Source organism: Micromonospora sp. NPDC051141, from assembly GCF_044455765.1.
In the GTDB taxonomy this organism is placed as follows: domain Bacteria; phylum Actinomycetota; class Actinomycetes; order Mycobacteriales; family Micromonosporaceae; genus Micromonospora.
Genome location: NZ_JBITFD010000005.1, coordinates 139,858 through 164,830, shown reverse-complemented (window position 1 = coordinate 164,830; position 24,973 = coordinate 139,858). Strand labels below are relative to the sequence as shown.

Below are 24,973 nucleotides of genomic sequence, written 5' to 3'. Positions count from 1 at the left end.
TCCTGGCGGCCCAGCAAGATCACGTTAACCTGAGAGATATTCGAGGACGGCAGCCACGGCCGCGTTACGTATCTGTCTCGCCCGAACCTGCCCTACGTAGTGAGCGCGTTGAAAGGTGGCCTCCTTTGCCGCAAGGACCTTGCCAATGGTATCGAGGCCGAGACCTTGAAGCTTCTGCTGCTGAAAGACGGTGAGGTCTAAGGCGTCGATAGACGTCTTCAAGCGTGCCTCGAGGGCCTGGTTATCGAAGTTTTCACCGGTTTCGACGGCGATATTGTCGATCGATTTGTAGCTCGGATGGTTAGCTCCGTATTCAACCATCCTTTTCACGGACAGGCTCTGTCGAAGGGTGGTTGCGTACGCCACCGCCTCCGAGGCATAGGCAATCTGGCACCCAAGGTTTACCATGTAGCGGGTCCCCAGCTCGCTACGAGTCGCCCGAATACCAGATACGCCCTCTTGCAGGATTCCGCTGTAGCATAGTAGTCGAAGAGCTTCGCGTACAGCTTGGGGCGCATCTCGATGGATCCACAAGTAAGAAGAGGTATCGCCGTGAACTCCGCCTCGCCCCTGGTTGCGCTTGAAGAGGTTGGGCAGAACATAGCTTTCCATAAACTGGCGACCCCAGTCGATGAGATCACGGTGCCCGGGGTACCGGTCCGATAGGCTCGAATGTTCAGCCCAAATCTCCTCTCGATAATACTCCCGAATTGTTCCCTGAACTCGGCGAACGTTGAATGGCGAGCTGCGCGCAATCGTCTTGAGTAGAATTCTCGGGTTTCCGGTGGCCGAGTATGACAGTGCATCGAAAGCCTCGCCGGAGCGTTTTAGATGTTCTGTCATGTCTGGATCTTGGCGTATCACGAGCTGCCTCATTGCCGATGCATAGTCGTCTGCGGCAACGTTTCGATCCAAGCTCAGGAGAGTCGCATCGTGGGTCAACTGGAAAGACTCGCCAAATGCGGTTGCGCCCGGGTATACCGCAGCCTTTACTGACAGATACGGACTGCGCAGATCGCGCATCAGCGTAAAGAACTGGCGCTGTTGCTGCGGTATGAAGACATGGGCGGCCTCGTCAATGAATAGCGTAACTCGGCGAAGGGAGGCAGCCCTGCAGAGGTCCTCTACCGCATCTCGAAGGATCTCCGGCCCCGGAACGTCGACGGCTGCCTCGAACTTTGAATCGTCCCGCCATGCGTTCTCGAAAAGCTGTTCGACTCTCTCCATCGCAGATGGTGTCGAGCTAACGTCACCGCGAAGCGCAGATATTGCAGACCCGCCGGGAAGGTGCAGACCGAGATTGGTTGCCGCGCGAATTATTTGATTACATATCTTGGAGGTCATCCATGCGAGGAAGCGTTCGGGAGTTGGGCTAGTTATCAGAGTGGCCCGCGCGAAGGTAACATATACAGGAAGTACGCGCCGATCCTTGAAGTCGTTGGTCAGCTCGGCTTCCGCGGTCTTGAATAGGAAAGACTTTCCAACCCCACGACTACCGCGCAGGATAACTGGCGATCGTCCTTTCAGGCTTTCGATGAAATGGCGGTCCATTTCCGTCTCGACAAGGTAATCCAGGATCTCGTCGGTGCGGATATCTTCGGTTCGAAAGAACAGCTCTGCTGGCATCAGAGGGCCTCCATCTCGACTGGTAGACCTAGGCGTTTGCGAACTTCTTTAAGATACCCAAAGGACGCCTCGATAGACGGCGCGAGAACGTGAAAGGTCTCCCCTTGAAGTAACTCTTCTCCGTATCTGGCGTAAAGAAGGAAAAGCACGGCTCTAGCCGCTTCCATCGCTGTCTTTAGCCAGTCAGTTAAGACCTCTGAGGAGAACGTCATTGTTCCAGGGAGAGAGGCAGTTACTGCCATCTTGCCATGGATAAACTGGGAGCAGTGGCGATACGCGTTCGCTGCACTTGTGGCGAATGGTGGCGCATCTTTTGCTGCATCCTGGTTGAACTCACGAACGAATGACTGGGCCAAAACGCCGTCGGCCTCATGCAGCGCCTTGGACCATGAGAAGTCGATCCGATCTGCCACCCACCGCCGCCTAAATAGTTCGTTGGCGGAGAAGTAGACGGACGCGAAGCTAAGTTCGAGGAATACTCGCAGCCCCGCGTAGGCGTGCAGGTAAAGGCCGCCGCTTGCAGCATAGATAGCAAACCCTAACTCTCGTCGCGCGGCGGTCAGTTGTGCAGCTTCCGGCCTATTAAGGATGCACTGCTCCCACGCCATGATGTCCAGGTCGAGCTGCAAGAGACGCCCGAGGTCCGAGCCATTCGCACTGGTCGCATTCTTGATGTTGTCCTCGACCTGGGCGTGCAGGTCCAACAAGTGCTGGTCGATCACAGGCCGGCTGTTCAAAGACGATCCCCCCAGGCGCTCGATGAGTCCACTTTAGTAGATGGACTCGATCTCTATCAGCCGTGACTGCCCCGTAGACGCCGTCGGCCGGATGGCCGGTTCTTCCGGGCCTTGTCCTGGATCTTCTTGCGGGGTGCGCTGGCGGTGCGCCGGGTGGCGATGAGGACCCAAGCCGCGGCGACGTTGCAGCCGTGCCGGTGCAGCTGGGGCGGGAACCTGGCGTAGGGGTGTCGGCGCGGGTGAACACGTACCCAAAGTCGTGCCGACTTCTGCGGGCTGCGGCGCGCTGGTCCCTCCACACCTCGCGACGAACACGCCCGGCTCCGCGCCATACTTCACAGCGCAGCCCGCACCGGCCTCGCAGTGCAGAACCGGACCGGCCACCCCAACCTCGCTCAATACCCTCTAGGAGAAGTTCTCGGGGTCGGTCATCACCACCCGGCAGGCGCAGCGAAACTCCCCACGCTGCTAGCCCAAGCTCTCGCGGCACCGCAGGCTGACGCGGCACGGCAAGTTCGCCGGGTCCCGGCAAGTGCTGAGTCGGACCAACTGAAGCACGGCCTGAGCAGGGATAACGCCTGTTCTGCTGATCTTGAACAAGCGAGCACAGCAACGCACGTGTGCGACCGACTAACGCCAAGAACTGAACAGGAACCCGCAGGTCATCAGCGTCAGGGCCTAGATAGAGCGTCGTCTTAGGAAACCGATGCTCTATCCCCTGAGCTACGAGGGCGCGAGGGCCTAGTCTAGCGACCTGGTGTCCGCCCGGGGTGGCAGGGAGCGGCCAGCGTTCTGCCCGCTCTCCGGAGCGCGGTTCGCCCAGCCCAGGACCACACCGGAGCACACGAACCCCATCTGCCAGCGGCGGTCGGCCGCTCTCGATCAGCCGGAAGTCCTCACCGACCAGTTCCGGGCGACCTTCCGATGGTTGCGGGCCTCCTGACCGCAATCCCGCCCCACCCGCCGGCCGGTCCCGTCAGCGCTTTCCGTTCTGCCGAAGGGCTTCCTCGAGCTGGTCCTCCAAGATGATGATCCGGCAGGCGGCCTCCAGGGCGGTGCCCTGGTCGACCATCTCGCGGGCCCGGGCGGCCAGCCGCAGCTGGTAGCGGGAGTAGCGGCGGTGCCCACCGCCGGAGCGGTGCGGGTTGATCAGTTTTGCCTCGTCGAGGCGGCGCAGGAAGTCCTGCGTGGCACCGAGCATCTCCGCGGCCTGGCCGATGGTGTAGGCCGGGTAGTTCTCATCGCCGAACATGTCGTCGGGCTGCTGCCCCATGTCACCTCCACGTCGAGGGCCCCGGCGCTTGTGCGCCGGGGCCCAGGGTTACGGGTCAGAACACCTGCTGCCGACAGGAACGTCGGCTTGTCGTGTCCGCGCCAGCCGTCCTGGACGGCTTCGGGCGCGAGGATCGCGTATGCGTGACCGGAGACCACCTCTCGTTCGATGGAAACTGCGGTGTCCGCCCGGCCTGACGTGACGGCCGCGGGCGGGCGATCCAACGGTGTACGGCCCTCCCTTTCCTCTGCTTACTTCCGACTCGTGCTGTCGTACGGCCCGCCGGTGTCGGAGCCCACGCGACTTCATGGCCCCGACACGCGCGACGAGCATCAGGTGCAGCCCCGAAAAGAGCCCTGGCTCCACCTGCACTTCGCCGTCCGTCATGACCTCACGGCCGGACGGCCCGTCCACGTCTTGACGGATCTTCTCTCTCGACTCGAGGAAGAGTATGCCACACCCTGGAGGATATCTAGTCTCGTCAGCCCAGATTTTCTGGCTCCCGTCGCCGACGTTCTCCGCCGGGGACGGGAACCGCCCCGAAGGGTTCGGTGCCGACCGTCACGGCCGCAGCGCGGTCGCGGCGGGGGTCCAGGTCGACTCGTCCCCGACGTCGGCGACCGTGATCCCCTTGGCGATCTTCTCCAGCTCGGTCCAGGGCAACGTGTCGCCGAGGCCGGTGGCAGTGACCTGGAGGACGACGCTGCCGTCGGCGCTCCAGACGTTGCAGAAGTCGCCGATCGCGAGGCCCGCTTCCCGCGCCCGCCGTTTGGGCACCTGCTGACACCTCGTCGTGCCGGGCTCCGGCGACTGGTTCGCACTGGTGCTCGGCAGCACGAAGATGTGGAAGCCGTCCCTGATGCCGCCCTCGATCGCGTCGTACGGCGCGGTCAGCCCGGAGGTGGGCGCGGCCGGCCGGATGTACGTCGCGCCGCCGTAGTCACCGGCGCGGGCGGTGGCGATGCCGATGAGGCCGGGCATGGCGTGCGTGCCGGTCTGCAACGGCAGGTAGCCGGCCGGCAGGTAGCCAACCCTGAACGGCACCAGGGCCGGCGTCGGACGGTGGGGCTTCAGCCCGTCGACCAGACCGCCCAGGTCCGCGAAGCTCGGCGTGGCCCGGTCACTGGAGATCGACGTGACAGCCGCCCACGCGTTGTCGGCGTACTCCCAGGCGAACAGTTTGTTGCCCGCGTCGATCGGCTTGTTCGGATCCAGGTCGACAGGCAGCGTCGCCTGCACCGCCCGGTGCCCGGCCACGGTGACCGTCCTGCCGTTCCTGATCCCGGCGGGGTCGAAGGCGCCCGGGCGGTAGACGGTCAGGTACGCCCACAGGGACGGTTTCCCTCCGGCTGCCTTCTTCCTGTCCCCGGGTGCGTCGCCCAGCGCCTCGGCCTCCGCCGCCGTCATGGGCTTGTCGTTCGAGGTGTGGCGGTCGGAGTAGACGGAGGCGATCTGGTACGCGGTCGATGTGACGATCGGGTCCTGCACGTGCAGCGTGCCGGCGTCGTACCCCTGGAAGGTGAAGGTGAACGGCGCGGCGGTGGGCCAGACGGCCCCGGCCGGCCGGGACGCCGCCGCGCCGGCCGGGGCCAGCGAGCCGGCGGTGTCCCGCCCGGCGCCCAGGGTCGGCAGCGTGCACGCGCCGGCGACCGCGACCACGACGAGACCGGCCGCGCCGGCCGACGCGAACCCGGCCCGACGCCGCCGCTCGGCCCGCCGCCCGGCCGCGACGATGTCGTCGGCGGTGCGGCGCATCGGCGGCTCGTCGCCCGTCACGGCGTCCACCAGGTCATGCAACTGCATTTGTCCACTCCTCCATCGGCTTCCCGGTGAGTTCGATGCGTTCGCCGCCGAGTGACTCGCGCAGCTTCGCCAGGCCACGGGAGACCTGGCTCTTGGCCGTGCCCACGGTGCAGCCGAGGACGCCGGCCGTGTCCTCCAGGCTCAGGTCCAGGTAGTGCCGGAGCACGACCGCGGCCCGCTGCCGGGCCGGCACGGCGTCGAGCGCCGCGCGCAGGCGCATCCGCTCGTCGGTCGCTCCGGCCGGATCACGCAGCGCGACGTCCGGCACGGCGTCGCCGGCCGACCGCTCGCGCCGCCAGGGGCGGCGGGTCTCGTCGACCGCGGCCCGGTAGACCATGGTCTTGACGTAGAGATCGGGCCGGTCCAGCTTCCGCCAGCGGGGGTAGAGCTTGACCAGGGCGTTGGCCACGGCGTCCTCCGCCGCGTGCCAGTCCCCGCAGGTCATGTACGCCAGCTTGCGCAGCGCCGCCATCTGCGACGTCACGAACTCGCGGAACGCTTGCTCGTCTTCGGCTCTCACGTCGACTGCCTCCTCGTGACGGAGGTAGAACGGAGCCACCCACCCGGGACGTTGCACGGTTCGGAGAAGTAGTTGTGCGGATGCCGGGAAGCACGTGTCAGCGGTCGGCGCGGCACCCGACGAGCAGGCGGGCCACCTCACCTGGACGGCCGGCGGGGCCCGGCGCGGAGGGTCGTCCTCCGCACCGGGCCCCGGCGTCGCGCGGGTCAGGCAGCCGCGCAGGTGGCCGTCGCACCGGGGCCGGTGCCGGTGCCCTGGAAGCCGAAGTTGGTCGACTGCCCGGCGCCGACGTGCCCGTTGTAGCTCACGTTGGTGAACCGGATGGTGCCGCTGGTGCCGCTGGCCTGGGCGCTCCAGACGCCGGTGGTCGCGGCGCCGCCGGGCAGCGTGATGGTCACGGTCCAGCCGTTGAGGTCCGCCGAGCCGGCGGTGACCGTCACGCTCGCGGTGAAGCCGCCGGCCCACTGGTTGAGCGACACCGACGCGGAGCAGCCGTTGCCGTTCGGCGGCGGCGTGGTCGGCGGCGCGGTGGTCGGGGGCGCGGTGGTCGGCGGGGCCGTGGTGGGCGGCGCGGTCGTCGGCGGCGTGGTGGTGGGCGGGTTCGGGGCGCCGTTGGCCAGACTGAAGGCCAGGTCGGGCTGGAACGAACCGGCCGTGTAGCGGCAGCCGTCCGCCTCACCCGGCGGCTTCACCCACAGGTACGCGTCGATGTTGGCGTCGTTGGTGGCGGTGGTCGGGTACATCCCGATGCGCCGGTCGGTGTTGTCGTCGCCGCACCAGTCCCCGCTGGCGCCGCCGTTGCGGCTGGTGTCGATGACCTGGCGCTTGCCGGAGATGCCCATGCCGTTGAGGGCGGAGATGACGGCCCGGCCGAAGTTCGCCTCGCTCGAGGTGGGGTTGAAGTTCGACACGTTGGTGAAGAAGCCGTCGGCGTACTGCACGCCGGCGTTCCGGAGCCGGTTGGCCGTCTCGTTGGCGCTGTTCCAGGTGGAGTGACCGCCGTCGAGGTACACCTTGGCGTTGGGGTTGGCCGACTTGATGGTCCGGGTGGCGGTGGAGATCGCCTGGTTGCGGGCGCTGAGCTCGCCGCTGCTCAGGCACGTCTGGAGCGCCAGCGAGTCGGTCTCCAGGATGATCAGAACGGTCTGGTTGCCCAGTCCGCGGGCGAAGTTGGACACCCAGGTCTGGTACTGGTTGAGGTCGGGCGCGCCGCCCGCGCTGGCCCCGCCGCAGTCCCGGTTGGTGATCTCGTAGACCGAGAGCACCGGGATCTGCTGTGCCGCGTTGGCCGCGCCGACGAACCCGGAGACCTCGGACTGGATGGTCGACGGGTTGAAGTTGGCGAACCAGCGGGCCTGCGGCTGACTCGCGATCTTGTCGCGGATGACGGCGGCCCGCGAGTCGCCGGGGTTGGTGGCGACCCAGCGGACGACCGCCGAACTCGGGTCGCGGTAGAGCGAGCCGGACACCGTGCCGGCGGACGCCTCGCCGATGGTGAGGCTGACGCCGGCGGCCGCGACGGCCGCCACGGCCGCCACGCCGAGGGCCGCGGATCTGCGGCGCAGCGGGGAGAGGATAGCCACGACGTGTTTCCTCCTGATCACATAGATGTATCTAAGTTCATGGGAGCGTTCCCATGAAGGTAGCGGAGTAAGGCACCGCTGCCAAGACGGGAAACACGTCGATGGGCGGATCCGCCACGTTCGCGGACCCGCCCATCGGCCGGCTGCCTCACCCGGCGAAGTAGTCCTCCACCTCCGGACTCTCCTTGTCGCGGTGGACCCCGGTCTTGCACCCGGCGAACGGGCCCGCCGGATCCCGCAACGACGACATCACCGGATTGAGGTGGTCGCGGTGCCAGGACGCCGGGCCGGACAACCCGCCCCCCGCCCCGGTCAGCTCCTGCCAGGCCAACCAGAGACCGTGCAGGAGGGCGACCGCCTCGGCGTGCGCCCACCAGCGCGGGCACCAGGGCGCCCGCGAGGTCACCTCCCGCCCGTAGATCGGCAGCAGCAGGTGCTCCACCCAGACGGCCAGCCCGGCCAGCGCGGCGTCGTACTCGTCGCCGTCCAGGTGCACGATGAACGGCGACCGGCGGGTCGGCGGGGGCGGGGGCGGCGGGGGCAGCTCCGGCGCGCGGTCGACGTCGACGACTGCTTCGGTCATGTGGTCCCTTTCCGATTCGGCGGCGGCTACTTGGTCGGCGCCGGTCCCTTCGACTTCGCCTCGGTGTTGGTGTAGGCCGACGTCCGGGTGGAGGTGGCCGACTCGACCGGACCGATCCGGGCCACCTCACCGCCGGCCACGCGCCGGTGGGACGCCTCGTTGTAGATCGCCCGGACCTGGTTGTTCACCGGCCCCTGGAGACCGGCGCTGTTCAGCGTGCCGATCATCTCGGCGGCCACGCTCTCGTTGTGCTGGTGCGGCGTCGCCTGGACGTAGTCCACCCGCCTGTCGACGTAGTCCGCCCAGCCGGGAGTGTTCTGGATGCCCGCGTCACGGGCGGACGCCGAGCGCACCTCGTCCCAGTTCGCCACGATGGTGTCCGCCTGCCGGGCGTACGACTGTCCGAGCGCGGGGGCGTTGGCGTCGGTGCCGGGCAGGTGGAAGTTGGCCGCGTAGAGGTCGCGGTCAACCGGGTGCTGGTAGACGTTGTTCGCGTCCTCGTGGTGCATCTCGTGGTCGAACGTCGCCTGCGCGGTGTACCCGGGCGTGCCGGACTGCGGATAGTAGGAGTAGTTGGGGTCGTAGCTGACCGTGTTCGGACCGGACTGGCTCGGCCCCCACTGGGCCGACTGGCCGTCGTCCTGCGCCTGGAACCGGACCCCGCCGACGTTCTGCGCGGCGGTGTCGCGGATGCGTGCCGTCTCCGAGTCGGAACTGGACGGGCTCGACGACGCCCGGCCCCCGCTCACCTCCCGCCGACGCTGCTCGTACTTCAGCCGGCTCATCTTGATGCTCTCGCCGCCGTCGTGCTTCTTGTCCTTCTTCCCCATCGCACCGTTCCTCTCCTCCGCTCGGGTCCGGCCCGCCTTGCCCGGTGCCGGACGATCGACGCCCCCCATGACGCGGCGACCCCGGCCCCGGTTCACCGCCGCCGCCGGAAAACCGGGCCCCGAACGGCGCGGGCGCGACTGAACTACCCTCGCCGCCGTGGACACCGCAGAGATCGAGGCACCCGTCGTCGGCGTCACCGTCTATCCGGACCGGGCCCGGGTCACCCGCCGCGGCAGCATCCGGCTGCCCGCCGGCGACCATCGGGTACGCGTCGCGCCACTCCCGCTCGGCCTGCGACGCGACTCGGTCCGGGTCGGCGGTCGGGGCGCGGCCACCGTGCTCGGCGTCGACGTGACCACGTGGCGGCAGGCCCGCAGCACCGACGCGCAGGTGGCCGGTCTGGAGCAGCGCCGCCGCGACCTGGCCGACGAGCTGGCCGGGACCGAGGACGCGGACGGCATCGAGGAGCAGCGCGAGCAGTTCCTCACCCGGCTGGCCGAGCGCGCCGGCGGCACGTACGCCCGGGCGCTGGCCGCCGGCGACGCCGCGCCGGCCGACGTGGCGGCCTTCACCGACTCGCTCGCCGGTCAGCTCGCCGAATCCCGGGCCCGACGTCGCGGACTGCACCGGCGGCGGACCGAGCTGGCCGAGGAGCTGGCCGCGGTCGAACGCGACCTGACCGCCGCGCAGGACAAGCGGGCGCCGGACCGGCTGGCCGCGGAGGTGACCGTCGCGGTGACGGCCGACGACGCCGAGGTCGAGCTGGAACTGAGCTACCTGGTGGACGGCGCGCGCTGGACGCCCTCCTACGATCTGCGGCTGCTCGACGAGACCGTGACCGTCACCTGGTTCGGGCTGGTCAGCCAGAGCACCGGGGAGGACTGGCCGGAGTGCGAGGTGCGGCTCTCCACCGCCCGGCCGGCGGCGACTGCCGGCGTACCCGAGCTTTCGCCCTGGTATCTCGACCGGTTCCGGCCGGCGATACCGCGCGCGATGTCGGCGGACATGCCGGCGCCGCCGGCTCCCGGCGCGGCGCTGGCCGGCGGCGGGCCGGCCCGGTCCGCGGCGCCCAAGCCGCGCCTGCGGGAGAGCGTCGCGGAGGTCGAGCAGGGGGTCAGCGCGGCCACCTACCGGCCGGCCCGGCCACTGGCGGTGCCGGCCGACGGCAGCGCGCACCGGGCCACCATCGCGGTGCTGGAGCTGCCGGCCCGGCTGGACCACGTGACCGTGCCGGTCCGCGCCGCCGAGGCCCACCTGCGGGCGACGGTACGCAACACGTCGGCGCACACGCTGCTCCCCGGCCCGGCGTCGGTGTTCCACGACGCCGACTTCGTCGCGGCGACCCGGCTGCCGACGTGGGCGCCGGGCGAGGAGACCGAACTGGCGCTCGGGGTGGACGACCGGCTGCGGGTGGAGCGGAAGCTGCACCGGCGCACCGAGACGAAGGCGACGCTCGGGTCGACCCGGCGGCGGGAGGTGGAGTACCGGATCACCGTCGCCAACCACACGCCGCGACCGGCGACGGTCGAGGTACGCGACCAACTGCCGGTCTCCCGCGACGAGACGGTGGTGGTACGCGAGACGGCGGTGGCGCCGCAACCGGCGGAGCGTACCGAGTTGGGGGAGCTGACCTGGCGGTTGTCGCTGGCGCCGGGCGACCGCGGGGAGATCACGCTGGGCTTCCGGGTGGAGCTCGCCAAGGGTGTCGAGTTGACCGGCTGGCGGGAGTAGCTGTTGGGCGGGGCCCCTTGTTATGCAGAATGCGTTAACAAGGGGCCCCGCCTCTCACGTCAGTGGCGGCGGCGTCCGTACGCCCCGGCGGCGATGTACACGCCGGCCGCGGCGAAGAGCACCTGGAGCAGCAGCTCGATCCAGTCGATGCCGGCGGTGTCGTCCACGCCGAACAGGCCGGCCACGAGGGTGCCCAGGATCGCGGCGACCACACCGATGAGCAGGGTGAGCCAGATCGGGATGTTCTGCTTGCCCGGCACCACCAGGCGGCCCAGCGCGCCGATGATGAGGCCGATGATGATCGCGGTGAGGAAACCGGTAACTTCCACGGGAGCCGTCCTGTTCTTCCGATGTGCTGACGTCTCGTTCGGTGCCCCGCCCGACCCGTCGCCGAAACGCGAGTCGCGTTTTTTCACACAACTGTCATGGCGAGCCGGCCCAGGTCAGGGCCAGAGAAGCTGCGCCACGACCAACGCGCCGACCACGTCCGGTCCCCGGACCACCTGCCGAACGAGATCGACCGGGATCATTCCGACGGGGGTGTCCACGGCGACACCGCCGTACGTCATCGGCGGCCGGGTGGCGGCCCGGTAGGCGGCGGCCACGGTGCCGAGCACCAGCACCCCGTCGAGCACGCCGACGCCGGCGCGCACCATCGGCAGGGAGACCGCGTACCAGATCGCCACGGACACCGCCGGCACCACCAGGTGCGCCAGGTTGAGCACGGTGTCCCCGCCGCCCAGCGAGCGGCGCAGGCCGGCGGAACGCCCGACGGCACGCAGGCCACCGGTCAACCGGCCGACCGCCAGGAACCCGAGGACCACCTGCGCCGGGCCGGCCAGCGTGGGCAGCGCCACCGCGACCGCGTACAGGGTGAGCAGCAGGGCCACCCAGACCACGAGCGCGCTGGGGTGGCGGACCGGACGCCACAGCTCGGCCTGCACCAGCACGCCGAACCGGCCGAGCGGGCGGAACCGGCGACTCGACACCACGCCGATCGACCGCCAGCGGCGGCTCTCCACCAGACCGGTGAGGAACGACGGGTCGAGCAGCAGCGCGGCGCCGGCTGCCGCGTCCGCCACCTGGGCGCCACTGACCAGGGACGCCCGGTCCACCGACGGCAGCGCCCGGTACGCCCGGCGGACGGCCACCACGACCGGGGGCACCGCCGCGAACCCGAGCGCCCAGCCGAGGGACGCCGTCGGCGGTGGCACGGAGAACCCGGTCAGGTGGCCCACGACCAGCGCCGCCGCCACCACGGCGGCGGCGCCGAACAGCCCTCGGTCGAGGATCCGCGCCCAGCCGGCCCGGCGCGGGCCGCCCTGGGCGACGACCGCCGACACCACGGCCAGCGTGCCGTAGGCGGCCCCGGCCACGGCCGAGCCGGCGAGGTCGGTCGCGCCGCCGGCGCCGGTCGCCACCGCCGCGGCCAGACCGACCAGGCTACCACCGGCGACCGCCGCGACCAGCAGCACGACGAAGCGGGGCAACAGCCAGCCCCGCCGGTCGACCGGCGAGCTGACCACCCAGGACTGCGCGGCCGGCGACACCACCAGCGGGCCCACCGCCCGCAGGCCCCGCCAGGCGAGCCCGGCGACGGCCAGGGCGGCGGCGACCCCGAGCCAGTACCGATCACCCGGACCACCCTGCCGACCCGACGGTGACCCGAGGTAGTCGCGTACCTCGCTCACCAGCGCCCAGCCGTACATGCCGGCGAAGAGCACGAGGACGTAGGCGTCGGTGAGCACGTCACCGAGCGACACCGCCCGGTGGCGTCGCCGGGTCCGCCGCAGCCGGCCCCGGAGCCGGCGCGCGTCGGGCGGGCTGCCCGGCCGGACGCCGAGTTCCGTGCTCACGCACCGCCGCCGATCTCGAGCCGGTCGTCCGCGGTCGCCGCCGCCAGCTCGGCGTCGTGCGTCGCCATCAACACGGCCGTGCCCGCCCGCTTCTCGCGCAGCAGCCGGTCGGCCAGCCACGCCCGGCCCCGGGCGTCGAGGCGCTGCTCCGGCTCGTCCAGCACGAGCAGGCGGCGGGGGCGGACGAAACACGAGGCCAATGCCAGCCGCCGCCGCTGCCCGCTGGACAGCGTCGAGGGCAACTGGTCGCGGGCGCGCTCCAGCCCCAGCTCGGCGATCACCTCGGCCACCGTCGCACCGGACCCCCCATGGGCGTACGCGACGAGTTCGAGGTGCTCGACGACGGACAGGTCCGGAAAGAAGTCGATGTCGTCAAGCGCGGCGGCCAGCAGGGCGCGCGTCCGGGCATCGGTCTCGTAGCAGCGCCGACCGTCCAGCAGCACCTCGCCCGCGTCGGGGCGGTCCGCGCCCACCACGCACCGCAGCAGCGTGGTCTTCCCACTGCCGTTCGGCCCGACCACCACGGCCAGCCGGCCGGCGGCCAGGCCGAAGGACACGTCCTCCAGCACTGTCAACTGTCCGAACCGCCGGGTCAGGCCGCGTACCGTGAGCATGTCCACGACTCCACACTGTGGCACAGCGACGCAGCCGTCCGACCGTGGCGCAGCGGCGCGACCCGCCCTGCTGCGGGCTCAGCGCCGGTGCGCGTCCTCCCGGTCGATCCGCAGTTCCCGCTCCAGCTCGGCGACGACCGTACGCAGGTCGTCCAGGCGCTGGCTGATGGCGATCCGGTCCACCTCGTCCGGCACCCCGTCGCCGTCGGAGTCGTAGTCCGGCGCCAGCCCCTCGGTCATCTCCAGCCGGCGGGCCTCCTCCATCGAGTTGACGATGACGGCGATGAGGATGTTCAGCAGCAGGTTGACCGCGATCATCACGAAGCTGACGTAGTAGAGCAGTGTCCACGGCGACACCGCCAGGCCCTGTTCGAGCAGGTCGGGCAGCGTCTCCAGGGAGAGCAGCACGAAGAGCGTCACCAGCGAGCGGCCGATGTCGCCGTACTGCTCCGGGTAGCGGTCACCGAAGATCAGCCAGCCGGCCATGCCGTAGACGTAGAGCGTGACGCCGGCCAGCGCCAGGAACGCCGCCACGCCGGGCAGGCTGCGCCACAGCGCGGTCACGATGGTGCGCAGGCCGGGCGAGAAACGGACCAGCCGCAACACCCGGGCCACCCGCACGAAGCGCAGCACGGCCGGGTCGCCGTGCAGCCACGGGATGAAGATCGCGACGGTCACCAGCAGGTCGAACACGTTCCAGCCGTGCCGGAGGAAGTCCTGCGGCCGGCGCCCGTACGCGAGCACCCGGACGGCGATCTCCACGACGAAGACCACCCGGAACACCCACTCGATGCCGCGCAGCACCGCCGCCGTGGCATCCGGATGCGGGTACGTCTCGATGCCCAGCACGACGCCGTTGGCCATGATGAGCACGACGATCGCGACCTCGAACGTCCGGGACGCGACGATCCGGGCGCACCCGGCCGCCAGTCCCCGTTCCGTGCCGCCCGGACGGCGCGCCCCCCGCTGGGCCGGCACGTCGGTCCGCCGGTCAACCATTCCGACACCCTATGGGTTAACGTCGGCGGATGATCCCGGCGACCGCCTTCGCGCAGTGGATCACACCGGCCCTCCCGCTCTACGGCGACGACCCCGACCGGGCCGACTTCGCTCCCTGAGGCGTGCGGCACCGCCGACGCCTCCACCCGATCCGCACTCCGGGAGCGATGCCCCATGTCCGTCGACGTTTCCATCCGGGCGGTGCTGCGTGCCCCGCAGGTCGCCCGCGTCCTCCTGGGCAGCCAGCTCGGCCGGCTGCCCACCGCCAGCGGCCCGCTGGCGCTGCTCCTCTTCGCCCGCCAGTCGCTGAGCCTGGCCGTCGCCGGCCTGCTGGTCGCCGCGTACACGGCCGGCATGGCGGTGGGCACCCCGCTGCTGGCCCGGGCGGTGGACCGCTGGCGGCAGCCGCCGGTGCTCTGGGCGGCGGCGGTCGTCTCCGGGCTCGGCTTCGGCGCGGTGGCGCTCACCGGCGGGCACCTGGCCGGCGCGGTCACCGGCGCGGCGGTCGCCGGACTCGGCACCCCGCCGCTGGAGGCGTGCCTGCGCACGCTCTGGCCGGCGCTGCTGCCGCCGGGCACGGTGCCCACCGCGTACACGCTGGACATCGCCGTCCAGGAAGTGATCTTCGTGGTGGGCCCGCTGGTCACGCTGCTCGCGGTGACCGTCGGTGGGCCGTCCGCCGGGCTGTTCGCCGCCGCCGTGGTGCAGCTCGCCGGCACCGCGGTGTACGCGCTGAGTCCGGCCGCCCGGTCCTGGCGCGGGGTGGCCGCGGTGCGGCACTGGGCCGGGCCGCTGCGCGTACCCCGCTTCGCGGTGATGATGCTCGGCGTGGTCGGCGTCGGCGCGGCGGTGGGCAGCATCGCGGTGGCGGTGACCGGCTACGCCGAGGCGGCCGGCGACCGGCGGCTCAGCGGGTGGCTGCTGGCCGCGCAGGCGACCGGCGCGCTGGTCGGCGGCCTGTGCTGGACCCGGGTCCGGCCGGGCGGGCCCGGCCGGCTGCCGCTGCTGGCCGCCGCGCTCACCGTCGGTTTCCTGCCGCTGCTGCTGGCGCCCGGCCCGGTGCCGATGGCCGGCCTGCTCGCGGTCAGCGGGCTGGCGCTGCCGCCGGTGCTGACCGCCGTCTTCCTCACCGCCGAGCGGCTCGCCGAGCCCGGCACGGTGGCCGAGGCGTTCGCCTGGGTGAGCACCGCCTTCGTGGTGGGCAGCGCGGCCGGCTCGGCGCTCGCCGGCGTCTCGGCCGGCGTCCGGTACGGGCTGGTGGTCGCGCCCGCCGCCGCGCTGCTCGGCGCCGCGGTGCTGTGGACGGTCGCGCGCCCCGCCCGGCCGGTCGGACTCACAGCCAGCCGCGGCGCTTGAACAGCAGGTAGAGCGCCGCGCAGACGGCGAACATCAGGGCGACCGCGAACAGGTAGCCGTACCGCCAGCCCAGCTCCGGCATGTGGGTGAAGTTCATGCCGTAGACGGTGCCGATCAGGGTGGGCGCGAACAGGATCGCCGCCCAGGCGGAGACGCGCTTGACCTCCTCGTTCTGCTCGAAGCTGGCCGCGGTGAGGCTGCGCATCTCCTCGTTCTGCGCCTGCGAGACCAGCGTCGCGTTGACGGTGAGGATGTTCTGGAGCAGGTGCCGGAACCCGTCCACCCGCTCCACCACCTGGGTCAGATGGTCGGCCACGTCGCGCAGCAGGCGGCGCAGCTCCTCGTCCGTGCCGTAGCGGTCGAAGCCGTCGGAGAGCGCCTCGACCACCTTGAGCAGCGGTCGCGCCGCCCGCTGGAACTGGATCACCTCGCGGCTGAGCTGGTAGATGCGGCGGCTGGCGTTCGGGTCGCCGCCGAACACCTCGGTCTCGATCTCGTCGATGTCGTTCTCCAGGCCGGCGACCACCGGGGCGTAGCCGTCGACCACGCGGTCGAGCACGGCGTAGAGGACCGCCTCGGGACCGAGCGCGAGGACGGTCGGGTCCGCTTCCAGCCGCCGCCGGACGGCTGCCAGGTCGGGCGTGCCGCCGTGCCGGACGGTGATCACGAAGCCGGGGCCGAGGAAGAGGTGCAGCTCGGCGAACTCCACCGCCTCCCGCGCGTCGAGGTACCGGGCGGCGCGCAGCACCACGAAGAGGGTGTCGCCGTACCGCTCCAGCTTCGGTCGCTGGTGCGCGTTGATCGCGTCCTCCACGGCCAGCTCGGGGAGCTGGAACTCGGCGGCCAGCGAGGCGATCTGCTCCCGGCTCGGCCGGCGCAGCCCGATCCAGGCCATGCCGCCGTCGAGCTGTTGCAGGCAGCGGAACGTGTCGGCGAGACCGACCGGCGACGCGCGCCGGACACCGTCGACGTAGACGCCGCTGTCGACCAGCCCTTCGGGCCGTTCCGGCTCGGCCACGCCGGCGTCGACGGCGTGCTCGTCCAGGCGGCGGCCGAACCCCTCCGGCGGCGGCGTTACGAACCGGTTGTCCGCCATGCCCCTCCCCCGCTGCCCGACCGGCTCGCCGAGTCCCCCGTGCGGGCCGGCGCAAACGTCAGGGCCGGTAGCGGTAGCCCATGCCGGGCTCGGTGATCAGGTGGCGGGGCCGGGCCGGGTCGTCCTCCAGCTTGCGGCGGAGCTGGGCCAGGTACTGCCGGAGGTAGGTGGTCTCCTGCTGGTACTCCGGCCCCCACACGTCGTGCAGGAGCTGCCGCTGGCTGACCAGCTTGCCGGGGTTGCGCAGCAGTTTCTCCAGCACCGCCCACTGGGTGGGGGTCAGCTTGATCTCGGTGCCGTCGTCCCGGGTGACGGTGCGATCGGCCAGGTCGACGGTGGTCCGGCCGATGCGCAGCGCGGGAACGCCGGGGGTGGCGGGTGCCAGCCGTCGGGTCACCGCGCGGATCCGGGCGAGCAGCTCGTCCACCCCGAACGGCTTGGTGACGTAGTCGTCGGCGCCCGCGTCCAGCGCGGCGACCTTGTCCTCGCTGCCGGCCCGGCCGGAGAGCACGATGATCGGCACGGTGGTCCAGCCGCGCAGCCCCCGGATGACCTCGGTGCCGTCCAGGTCGGGCAGGCCGAGGTCGAGCACCACCAGGTCCGGCGGGTGGCCGGCGGCGGCCTTCAACGCGGCGGTGCCGCTGCCGGCCACGTCGACGTCGTAGCCGCGGGCCCGCAGGTTGATCCGCAGCGCGCGGACGATCTGCGGTTCGTCGTCGACGACCAGGATGCGCGTCATTCCCGCGGCCCTTCCGACTCGGTGGCGGCGGGCAGCCGCAGCACCATGGTGAGACCGCCGCCGGGCGTGGTCTCCGGGGTGATGCTGCCACCCATCGCCTCGGCGAGCCCCCGGGACAGCGCCAGGCCCAGCCCCACCCCGGTCCGGTTGTCCCGGTCACCGAGGCGCTGGAACGGCAGGAACACGTGCTCCCACCGGTCCTCCGGGATGCCCGGTCCGGTGTCGATCACCCGCACCTCGACCTGACCGGCGTGCGCGCTGCCGGTGATCGTCGGTGGCCGGCCGGGCGGGCTGTGCCGCAGGGCGTTGGCGACGATGTTGACCAGCACCCGTTCCAGCAGGCCGGGATCGGCAAGCGCCGCCGGCAGGTCCGCCGGGATGTCCGTGGTCACCTCGGCCGCCGCCGGGCCCAGCTCGTCCAACGCCCGGGGTACGGCGTCCTCCAGCCCGATCGCGGTCGTGGCGACGCCGAGCGCGCCGGCCTGCAACCGGCTCATGTCGAGCAGGTTCGCCACCAGCCGGCCCAACCGGTCCAGCGACTCGTCGGCGGTGGCCAGCAGCTCCTCCGAGTCGTCGGCGTCGAACTCGACGTCGTGGCTGCGCAGGCTGCTCACCGCGGCCTTGGCCGACGCCAGCGGCGTCCGCAGGTCGTGGCTGACGGCGGCGAGCAGCGCGGTGCGCATCCGGTCGGCGGCGGCCAGCGGGCGGGCGGTGGCGGCCTCCTCGGCGAGCCGCTCCTGGCGCAGCGCGACGGCGGCCTGGGCGGCGAACGCCTCGACCACCCGGCGGTCGGCCGCCGCCAGCCGCCGACCGGCGAGCACCACGCTGAGCCGGTCGTCCACCGGCACCACCGTCTCGCCCGCGTCCGGGCTGCCCGGCGGCGCCTCGCCGACGCTGGCCACCACCCGCCAGGCGGCCTCGTCGCGGGACCGGGCCGGCCGCCCCTCCGCCTCGGCGGCGAGTTCGAGCACGCTGACCGCGCGCAACCCGAACGTCTCCCGGAGCCGGTCCAGCAGCGCCGGCAGCGGGCGCGCGCCACGCAGCACGCTGCCGGCGACGGTGGCCAGCGTCTGCGCGTCGGCGGACGCCCGCGCCGCCTCCCGGGTACGCCGGGCCGCCACGTCGACCACCCCGCTCACCGCCACCGCCACGCCGACGAACACGCCGAGCGCGAGCAGGTTGTCCGCCTCGGCGATGGTCAGCGTGTGGAACGGCGGGGTGAAGAACCAGTTGAGCAGCAGCGAGCCGCCGAGCGCGGCGACCAGCGCCGGCCACAGCCCGCCGACCAGCGCCACGCCGACCACGCCGGCGAGGAAGAGCAGGATGTCGTTGGTCAGGGTGAGGTCGGGCAGCGTCCGCAGCAGCAGCGTGAGCAGCGGCATGCCGAGCACGGCCAGCGCGTACCCGAGCAGCCGCCGGCGGCGGGACAACGCGGCCGGCACCGCCGTCGCGCGGCGTCCGCGCCCGGCCTGGGGGTGGGTGACCAGGTGCACGTCGATCGGGCCGGAGAGCGCGGTGGTGGTCACGCCGACGCCCCGGGAGAGCACCTGGGCGAACCGGCCCCGCCGGCTGGCGCCGAGCACGAGCTGGGTGGCGTTGACGCCCCGGGCGAAGTCGAGCAGCGCGGCCGGCACGTCGGTGCCGAGCACCTGGTGGTACGTGCCGCCGAGGCTCTCCGCCAGCACCCGCTGCCGGGCCAGTTGGGCCGGGTCCGCGCCGGCCAGGCCGTCGCTGCGGGCCACGTGCACGGCGAGCAGGTCGGCGCCCTTGCCGCGGGCGGCGATCCGGGCCGCCCGGCGGATCAGCGTCTCGCCCTCCGGGCCGCCGGTGAGCGCGACCACCACCCGCTCCCGCGCCTCCCAGGTGTCCGAGATGCCCTGCTGGGCCCGGTACGCGTCGAGCTGCTCGTCGACCTTGTCGGCCAGCCAGAGCAGCGCCAGCTCGCGCAGCGCGGTCAGGTTGCCGAGCCGGAAGTAGTTGCCGAGCGCGGCGTCGATCCGGTCCGGCCGGTAGATGTTGCCGTGCGCCATCCGGCGACGCAGCGCCTCCGGTGTCATGTCCACCAGCTCGACCTGTTCGGCGGCGCGCACCACCTGGTCCGGCACGGTCTCCCGCTGGGTGGTGCCGGTGATCCGGGCGACCACGTCGGTAAGCGACTCCAGGTGCTGGACGTTGACCGTGGAGAGCACGCTGATCCCGGCGTCGAGCAACTCCTGCACGTCCTGCCAGCGCTTGTCGTGCCGGGAGCCGGGGACGTTGGTGTGGGCCAGTTCGTCGACCACCACCACCTCGGGCCGGCGGGCCAGCACCGCGTCGAGGTCCATCTCGGTGAGGTCGACGCCCCGGTGGCTCACCGACCGGCGCGGCACCACCTCCAGGTCACCGAGCATCGCGGCGGTGTGCGGGCGGCCGTGCGTCTCGACCAGCCCGACCACCACGTCGGTGCCGCGCTCGGCCCGGCGCCGGGCCTCTTCGAGCATGGCGTACGTCTTGCCGACCCCCGGGGCCGCCCCGAGATAGATCCGCAGTTCACCCCTGCCCACCTGCCCATCCTCCCAGGATCAAGGAGGAGCCCCCGCCTAACGCATTCGGTAGCGGCGGGGCCCCTGTCAACAGGCCGGCTCAGCGCGCCGGGAACGTCTCGTCCAGCGCGAGGTTGAGGGTCAGCACGTTCACCGCGGGCTCGCCCATGAAGCCGAGCACCCGGCCGGTGGTGTGCGCCGCGACCAGCCGGCGGACCGCCGCCGGGTCCGCGCCGCGCTCCCGCGCCACGCGGGCCACCTGGATCTCCGCGTACGCCGGGGAGATGTGCGGGTCGAGGCCGCTGCCGCTGGCGGTGACCGCGTCGGCGGGTACGGCCGGCTGCGCCGGGGCGTCGCCCCGGACCGGGGTGATCACGCCGCCCTCGGCCACGTAGTCCCGCCCGGGTCGGGCCGGCTCGACCGGCACACCCGCCCAGGTGGTGACGAACGGTGTCGCCGGCGCGGCCTGGTTGACGCTGACCACACGGGTGACCGGACCGGTGAGGCCGTCGGCGCGGAACACGGCCAGCACCGCGCCCACCCCGTCCGGCGTGCAGTACGGGCGCCGCCCGTCCACGCCGTCCCGCGCGCCGACCGCTCTGCTGCGTGCGCAGACCTGGGTGAGCAGGCTCGGGGTGGCGTCGGCGGGGTCCGCCGCGAGCGTGTCCACCACGCTCTCCGGGCCGAGGTTGCTCGCCGCGGTGGCGGTCGGGTCGTAGCCGTCGCCGGCGGCGGAGGGCCGGGACTGGAAGTAGCGCGGGACCGGCTCGCCGGCCGCGTCGGTGAACGACTGACCGATCAGCGAGCTGCCGACGGGCCGCCCGTCGACGGTGACGAGTGAGCCGTGCGCCCTGCCGTCGAGGCCGGGAAGGCGGCCCACGGCGACCAGGGCGAGCGGGTAGGCGAGGCCGAGCAGCACGGTGAAGACGAGCACCGCGCGCAGGGCGGCCAGGTGCGGGGCGAGCCAACTGGGCAGGCGCATCACGAGATCCCCGGAATGAGTTGGACGAGCAGGTCGATGAGTTTGATGCCGGCGAACGGCACCAGGACGCCGCCGAGGCCGTAGCGCCACAGGTTGCGGCGCAGCAGCGCCGACGCGCTGGCCGGTCGGTGCCGGACGCCGCGCAGCGCCAGCGGGATCAGCGCGACGATGACGATGGCGTTGAAGACGACCGCGGACAGGATCGCCGACTCGGGGCTGGCCAGCCGCATCACGTTCAGCCGGTCCAGCGAGGGGTAGATGCCGGCGAAGATGGCCGGGATGATCGCGAAGTACTTCGCGACGTCGTTGGCGATGCTGAACGTGGTCAGCGCGCCCCGGGTGATCAGCAACTGCTTGCCGATCTCCACGATCTCGATCAGCTTGGTCGGGTCGGAGTCGAGGTCGACCATGTTGCCGGCCTCCTTCGCCGCCGACGTGCCGGTGTTCATCGCCACGCCGACGTCCGCCTGGGCCAGCGCGGGCGCGTCGTTGGTGCCGTCGCCGGTCATCGCGACCAGCCGGCCGCCCTCCTGCTCCCGGCGGATCAGCGCGAGCTTGTCCTCCGGGGTGGCCTCGGCGAGGAAGTCGTCCACGCCGGCCTCGTCGGCGATGGCCTTCGCGGTACGCGGGTTGTCCCCGGTGATCATGACGGTGCGGATGCCCATCCGGCGCATCTCGTCGAAGCGCTCCCGCATGCCGGCCTTGACCACGTCCTTGAGGTGGATGACGCCCAGCACCCGGGCCGGCGCGCCGGCGGTGTGCTCGGCCACCACCAGCGGGGTGCCGCCGGTGCCGCTGATCGCGTCGACGAGCGCGTCGACCTGCCCGGTCGGGTGGCCGCCGTGCTCGCGTACCCATGTCGTCACCGCGGCGGCGGCGCCCTTGCGGACCTGTCGGACGCCGCCCTCGACGGCCAGGTCGACGCCGCTCATCCGGGTCTGTGCGGTGAACGGCACGAACGTGGCGTGCGGGACGAGGCCGGGTTCCCGGTCGCGCAGCCCGAACCCGGTCCTGGCCAGCACCACCACCGAGCGTCCCTCCGGCGTCTCGTCGGCCAGGCTGGAGAGCTGCGCCGCGTCCGCGACCGTGGTCGCGTCGACGCCGTCGACCGGCAGGAACTCGGCGGCCTGCCGGTTGCCGAGCGTGATCGTGCCGGTCTTGTCCAGCAGCAGCGTGTTGACGTCACCGGCCGCCTCGACCGCCCGGCCGCTCATGGCGAGCACGTTGCGCTGGACGAGGCGGTCCATGCCGGCGATGCCGATCGCGGAGAGCAGCGCGCCGATCGTGGTCGGGATGAGGCAGACCAGGAGGGAGACCAGCACGATGCCGGTGACGCCGGCGTCGGTGACCGCCGGGGTGTCCGGCGCCGCGGCCTGCCACTCCTTCGCGAAGATCGTCATCGGCTGGAGCGTGACCACCGCGAGCAGGAAGATGATCGTCAGCGCGGCCAGCAGGATGTTGAGCGCGATCTCGTTCGGCGTCTTCTGCCGGTTGGCGCCCTCGACCAACGCGATCATGCGGTCGATGAAGCTCTCGCCCGGCTTCTGCGTGATCCGCACGACGATCCGGTCGGAGAGCACCCGGGTGCCGCCGGTGACCGCGCTGCGGTCGCCGCCGGACTCCCGGATCACCGGGGCCGACTCGCCGGTGATCGCCGACTCGTCGACGCTGGCGATGCCCTCGACCACGTCGCCGTCGCCCGGGACGATCCCGCCGGCCTGGACCAGCACGATGTCGCCCGGCCGGAGCCGCGGCGCGGGCACCGTCTCGTCCCGGTACGCGTCGGCCGCCGCGCCCGGCGTCCAGCCGAGCAGGCGGGTGGCGACGGTGTCCTGCCGGGCCCGGCGCAGCGTGTCCGCCTGGGCCTTGCCCCGCCCCTCGGCGACCGCCTCGGCGAGGTTGGCGAAGACCACTGTCAGCCACAGCCAGCCGGTGATCGACCAGGCGAACACGGACGGGTCGGCCACCGTGAGCACGGTGGTGAACAGCGCGCCGATCTCGACGATCAGCATCACCGGGTTGCGCCAGAGGGTGCGTGGGTCGAGCTTGCGCAGCGCGTCCGGCAGCGACGCGAGCAACAGACGCGGGTCGAGCAGTCCGCCGCCGGCCCGGTCGCCCCGGGCGACCGGCGTCGCCGGGGCGGCCGGCGTGGCGGTGGCGGCCGGGCCGGCGGTGGCGGCCGGGCCGGCGGTGGCGGCCGGCGTGCCGGCGGTGTCGAGAGGTGCCGTCATGTCCTTGTCTCTCATGGTGGTCACAGCCCTTCGGCCAGCGGGCCGAGCGCGAGGGCGGGCAGGAAGGTGAGCGCGACCAGGACCACCGTGACGCCGACGACCATGCCGACGAAGAGCGGCCGGTGGGTCGGCAGGGTGCCCTCGGACGCGGGTCTGGGCTGCTGGCGGGCCAGCGAACCGGCCAGGGCCAGCACGAAGATGATCGGCAGGAACCGGCCGAGCAGCATGCACAGCCCCAGCGCGGTGTTCCACCACTGCGTGTTCACGGTGATGCCGGCGAACGCCGAGCCGTTGTTGTTGCTCGCCGAGGTGAACGCGTAGAGCACCTCGGAGAGCCCGTGCGGGCCGACGTTGAGCGCGGTCGAGGCGTTGCCGGTGGCGAACGCGGCGGCGGTGCCGCCCAGCACCAGGGCCGGGGTGACCAGGAAGTACGTCGAGGCGAACGTGATCTCGCGTGACCCGATCCGCTTGCCCAGGTACTCCGGCGTCCGGCCGACCATCAGGCCGGCGACGAAGACCGTGAGCACCGCGAGGACCAGCAGCCCGTACAGGCCGGCGCCGACGCCACCGGGGGCGACCTCGCCGAGCATCATGTTGCCGAGCGTCATCATCCCGCCGAGCGCGGTGTACGAGTCGTGGAACGAGTTCACCGCGCCGGTCGAGGTGAGCGTGGTGGCCGCCGCGAAGGTGGCCGAGTTCGACACGTCGAACCGCACCTCCTTGCCCTCCAGCGCCGCGCCGACCGCCTGCGGCACCGTGCCGTGCCCGGCCAGCTCGAACACGTTGGTCAGGGTGACGCCGGCCAACGCCAGGATCGCCATCACCGCCGCGATCGCGTGACCCTGCCGGTTCTGCCCGACCATCCGGCCGAACACCCGGGGCAGGCTGAACGGGATGAGCAGGATCAGGAAGATCTCGATCCAGTTCGTCCACGCGGTCGGGTTCTCGAACGGGTGGGCGCTGTTGGCGTTGTAGAAGCCGCCGCCGTTGGTGCCCAGCTCCTTGATGACCTCCTGGCTGGCCACCGGCCCACCGGTGACCGTCTGGGCGCCGCCGGTCAGCGTGGTCACGTCGGTGCCGCCGGAGAGGTTCTGCACCACCCCGCCGAGCATCAGCACGATCGCGCCGAGCACCGCGACCGGCAGCAGGATCCGCAGCGTGATCCGGGTCAGGTCGACCCAGAAGTTGCCCAGCTCGCCGGTGCGGGCACGGGCGAAGCCCCGCACCAGCGCCACCGCGACGGCGATGCCGACCGCGGCGGAGACGAAGTTCTGCACCGCCAGGCCGGCCATCTGCACCAGGTGGCCCATGGTCGACTCACCGGAGTACCACTGCCAGTTCGTGTTCGTCACGAACGACACCGCGGTGTTCCACGCGCCGTGCGGCACCACCGGGTCCCGGCCCAGCGAGAGCCAGAGGTGGTTCTGGAGGCGCTGGAGCGCGTACAGGAACAGGATCGAGACGGCCGAGAAGGCCAGCACACCGCGGGCGTACGCGCCCCAGGTCTGCCCGGCCGCCGGGTCGACGCCGACCAGGCGGTAGACGAGCCGCTCGACGCGGGTGGACCGGGTGCCGGCGACCACCCGGTACATCAGGTCCCCGACCGGCCGGTGCGCGGCGACCAGCGCCACCACCAGCGACAGGACGAAGAGCACCCCGGCTGTCGTCATGCTCATCAGAAGCGCTCCGGGAACAGCAGGGCGACGACCAGGAACACGCCCAGCCCGATCGCCAGCACCAGGCCGACGGCGTTGACGGCGTTCACCGCTTCTCCACGCCCCTCACCACGAGGGCGAGCGCCGCGAACAGCCCCACCGTCAGCAACACGAACAGCACGTCAGACACGGCTGACCTCTCCTAGCGGATGTCCCGCGACCGACTCCCGGCCGCG

The 24,973-nt window shown here is 71.7% G+C and carries 21 protein-coding genes; 2 read left to right on the top strand and 19 right to left on the bottom strand.

Annotated elements, in window-relative coordinates; genetic code table 11:
* Positions 1–24: 24 nt before the first annotated feature.
* The 8 genes from ACIA6B_RS11965 to ACIA6B_RS11930 all read right to left on the bottom strand — a co-directional run bounded on the left by ACIA6B_RS11965 (position 25) and on the right by ACIA6B_RS11930 (position 8,955).
* The gene (locus ACIA6B_RS11965) at positions 25–1,626 is read right to left on the bottom strand and encodes a hypothetical protein (protein ID WP_396772706.1); all 1,602 of its coding nucleotides are present in this window, start codon (positions 1,624–1,626) and stop codon (positions 25–27) included.
* Positions 1,626–2,348, bottom strand: coding sequence for a hypothetical protein (locus ACIA6B_RS11960; protein WP_396772705.1), 723 nt, complete (start codon positions 2,346–2,348; stop codon positions 1,626–1,628). Before ACIA6B_RS11960 ends, ACIA6B_RS11965 begins: the two co-directional genes overlap by 1 nt.
* Before the next feature lie 991 nt (positions 2,349–3,339).
* Complete coding sequence (locus ACIA6B_RS11955; RefSeq protein WP_107154856.1) at positions 3,340–3,636, bottom strand: helix-turn-helix domain-containing protein; 297 nt, start codon at positions 3,634–3,636, stop codon at positions 3,340–3,342.
* Positions 3,637–4,197: 561 nt separating this feature from the next.
* Positions 4,198–5,439 carry a hypothetical protein gene (locus ACIA6B_RS11950; protein ID WP_396772704.1) on the bottom strand — a complete coding sequence of 414 codons (1,242 nt, stop codon included), beginning with the start codon at positions 5,437–5,439 and terminating at the stop codon, positions 4,198–4,200.
* Entirely contained in the window at positions 5,426–5,959 is a 534-nt protein-coding gene (locus ACIA6B_RS11945) for a SigE family RNA polymerase sigma factor (RefSeq protein WP_281943254.1), read from the bottom strand. Before ACIA6B_RS11945 ends, ACIA6B_RS11950 begins: the two co-directional genes overlap by 14 nt.
* 206 nt (positions 5,960–6,165) lie before the next feature.
* On the bottom strand, positions 6,166–7,542 hold the full coding sequence (locus ACIA6B_RS11940; protein ID WP_396772703.1) for a glycoside hydrolase family 6 protein: 1,377 nt from the start codon (positions 7,540–7,542) through the stop codon (positions 6,166–6,168).
* A gap of 148 nt (positions 7,543–7,690) precedes the next feature.
* Positions 7,691–8,125, bottom strand: coding sequence for a DUF4913 domain-containing protein (locus ACIA6B_RS11935; protein ID WP_396772702.1), 435 nt, complete (start codon positions 8,123–8,125; stop codon positions 7,691–7,693).
* Between the two features lie 26 nt (positions 8,126–8,151).
* The gene (locus ACIA6B_RS11930) at positions 8,152–8,955 is read right to left on the bottom strand and encodes a hypothetical protein (protein ID WP_396772701.1); all 804 of its coding nucleotides are present in this window, start codon (positions 8,953–8,955) and stop codon (positions 8,152–8,154) included.
* A 157-nt stretch (positions 8,956–9,112) separates the two neighbouring features.
* Here ACIA6B_RS11930 and ACIA6B_RS11925 point away from each other — a divergent pair, with 157 nt between their 5' ends.
* Positions 9,113–10,687 carry a mucoidy inhibitor MuiA family protein gene (locus tag ACIA6B_RS11925; protein WP_396772700.1) on the top strand — a complete coding sequence of 525 codons (1,575 nt, stop codon included), beginning with the start codon at positions 9,113–9,115 and terminating at the stop codon, positions 10,685–10,687.
* A 59-nt stretch (positions 10,688–10,746) separates the two neighbouring features.
* On the opposite strand, the gene ACIA6B_RS11920 is transcribed toward ACIA6B_RS11925, so the two are convergent.
* The 4 genes from ACIA6B_RS11920 to ACIA6B_RS11905 form a co-directional block, all read right to left on the bottom strand.
* On the bottom strand, positions 10,747–11,016 hold the full coding sequence (locus ACIA6B_RS11920) for a GlsB/YeaQ/YmgE family stress response membrane protein (RefSeq protein WP_107154844.1): 270 nt from the start codon (positions 11,014–11,016) through the stop codon (positions 10,747–10,749).
* A gap of 114 nt (positions 11,017–11,130) precedes the next feature.
* A complete protein-coding gene (locus ACIA6B_RS11915) occupies positions 11,131–12,543 on the bottom strand; it encodes a DUF6297 family protein (RefSeq protein ID WP_396772699.1) in 1,413 nt (470 codons plus the stop codon).
* Positions 12,540–13,157, bottom strand: coding sequence for an ATP-binding cassette domain-containing protein (locus tag ACIA6B_RS11910; RefSeq protein WP_396773142.1), 618 nt, complete (start codon positions 13,155–13,157; stop codon positions 12,540–12,542). The genes ACIA6B_RS11915 and ACIA6B_RS11910 overlap by 4 nt, the downstream gene beginning before the upstream one ends.
* 78 nt (positions 13,158–13,235) lie before the next feature.
* Complete coding sequence (locus tag ACIA6B_RS11905; RefSeq protein WP_396772698.1) at positions 13,236–14,156, bottom strand: ion transporter; 921 nt, start codon at positions 14,154–14,156, stop codon at positions 13,236–13,238.
* 174 nt (positions 14,157–14,330) lie between these two features.
* Between ACIA6B_RS11905 and ACIA6B_RS11900 the strand changes: the two genes are divergently transcribed.
* Positions 14,331–15,512, top strand: coding sequence for an MFS transporter (locus ACIA6B_RS11900; protein ID WP_396772697.1), 1,182 nt, complete (start codon positions 14,331–14,333; stop codon positions 15,510–15,512).
* Here ACIA6B_RS11900 and ACIA6B_RS11895 read toward each other — a convergent pair.
* From ACIA6B_RS11895 to kdpF, 7 genes are all read right to left on the bottom strand, one after another.
* Complete coding sequence (locus tag ACIA6B_RS11895; RefSeq protein WP_396772696.1) at positions 15,490–16,608, bottom strand: magnesium and cobalt transport protein CorA; 1,119 nt, start codon at positions 16,606–16,608, stop codon at positions 15,490–15,492. The genes ACIA6B_RS11900 and ACIA6B_RS11895 overlap by 23 nt on opposite strands.
* 58 nt (positions 16,609–16,666) lie before the next feature.
* Entirely contained in the window at positions 16,667–17,347 is a 681-nt protein-coding gene (locus tag ACIA6B_RS11890; protein ID WP_396772695.1) for a response regulator, read from the bottom strand.
* Entirely contained in the window at positions 17,344–19,890 is a 2,547-nt protein-coding gene (locus ACIA6B_RS11885) for a DUF4118 domain-containing protein (protein ID WP_396772694.1), read from the bottom strand. Before ACIA6B_RS11885 ends, ACIA6B_RS11890 begins: the two co-directional genes overlap by 4 nt.
* A 79-nt stretch (positions 19,891–19,969) precedes the next feature.
* Positions 19,970–20,851 (bottom strand): potassium-transporting ATPase subunit C, encoded by an 882-nt coding sequence (locus tag ACIA6B_RS11880; RefSeq protein WP_396772693.1) that lies wholly within the window; start codon positions 20,849–20,851, stop codon positions 19,970–19,972.
* Positions 20,851–23,082: a potassium-transporting ATPase subunit KdpB gene (gene kdpB, locus ACIA6B_RS11875; protein WP_396772692.1), complete on the bottom strand. Its 2,232-nt coding sequence runs from the start codon at positions 23,080–23,082 to the stop codon at positions 20,851–20,853. The genes ACIA6B_RS11880 and kdpB overlap by 1 nt, the downstream gene beginning before the upstream one ends.
* Before the next feature lie 20 nt (positions 23,083–23,102).
* The gene (kdpA, locus tag ACIA6B_RS11870) at positions 23,103–24,758 is read right to left on the bottom strand and encodes a potassium-transporting ATPase subunit KdpA (RefSeq protein ID WP_396772691.1); all 1,656 of its coding nucleotides are present in this window, start codon (positions 24,756–24,758) and stop codon (positions 23,103–23,105) included.
* Positions 24,758–24,847 (bottom strand): K(+)-transporting ATPase subunit F, encoded by a 90-nt coding sequence (gene kdpF / locus ACIA6B_RS11865; protein ID WP_088643699.1) that lies wholly within the window; start codon positions 24,845–24,847, stop codon positions 24,758–24,760. Before kdpF ends, kdpA begins: the two co-directional genes overlap by 1 nt.
* Positions 24,848–24,973: the final 126 nt, after the last annotated feature.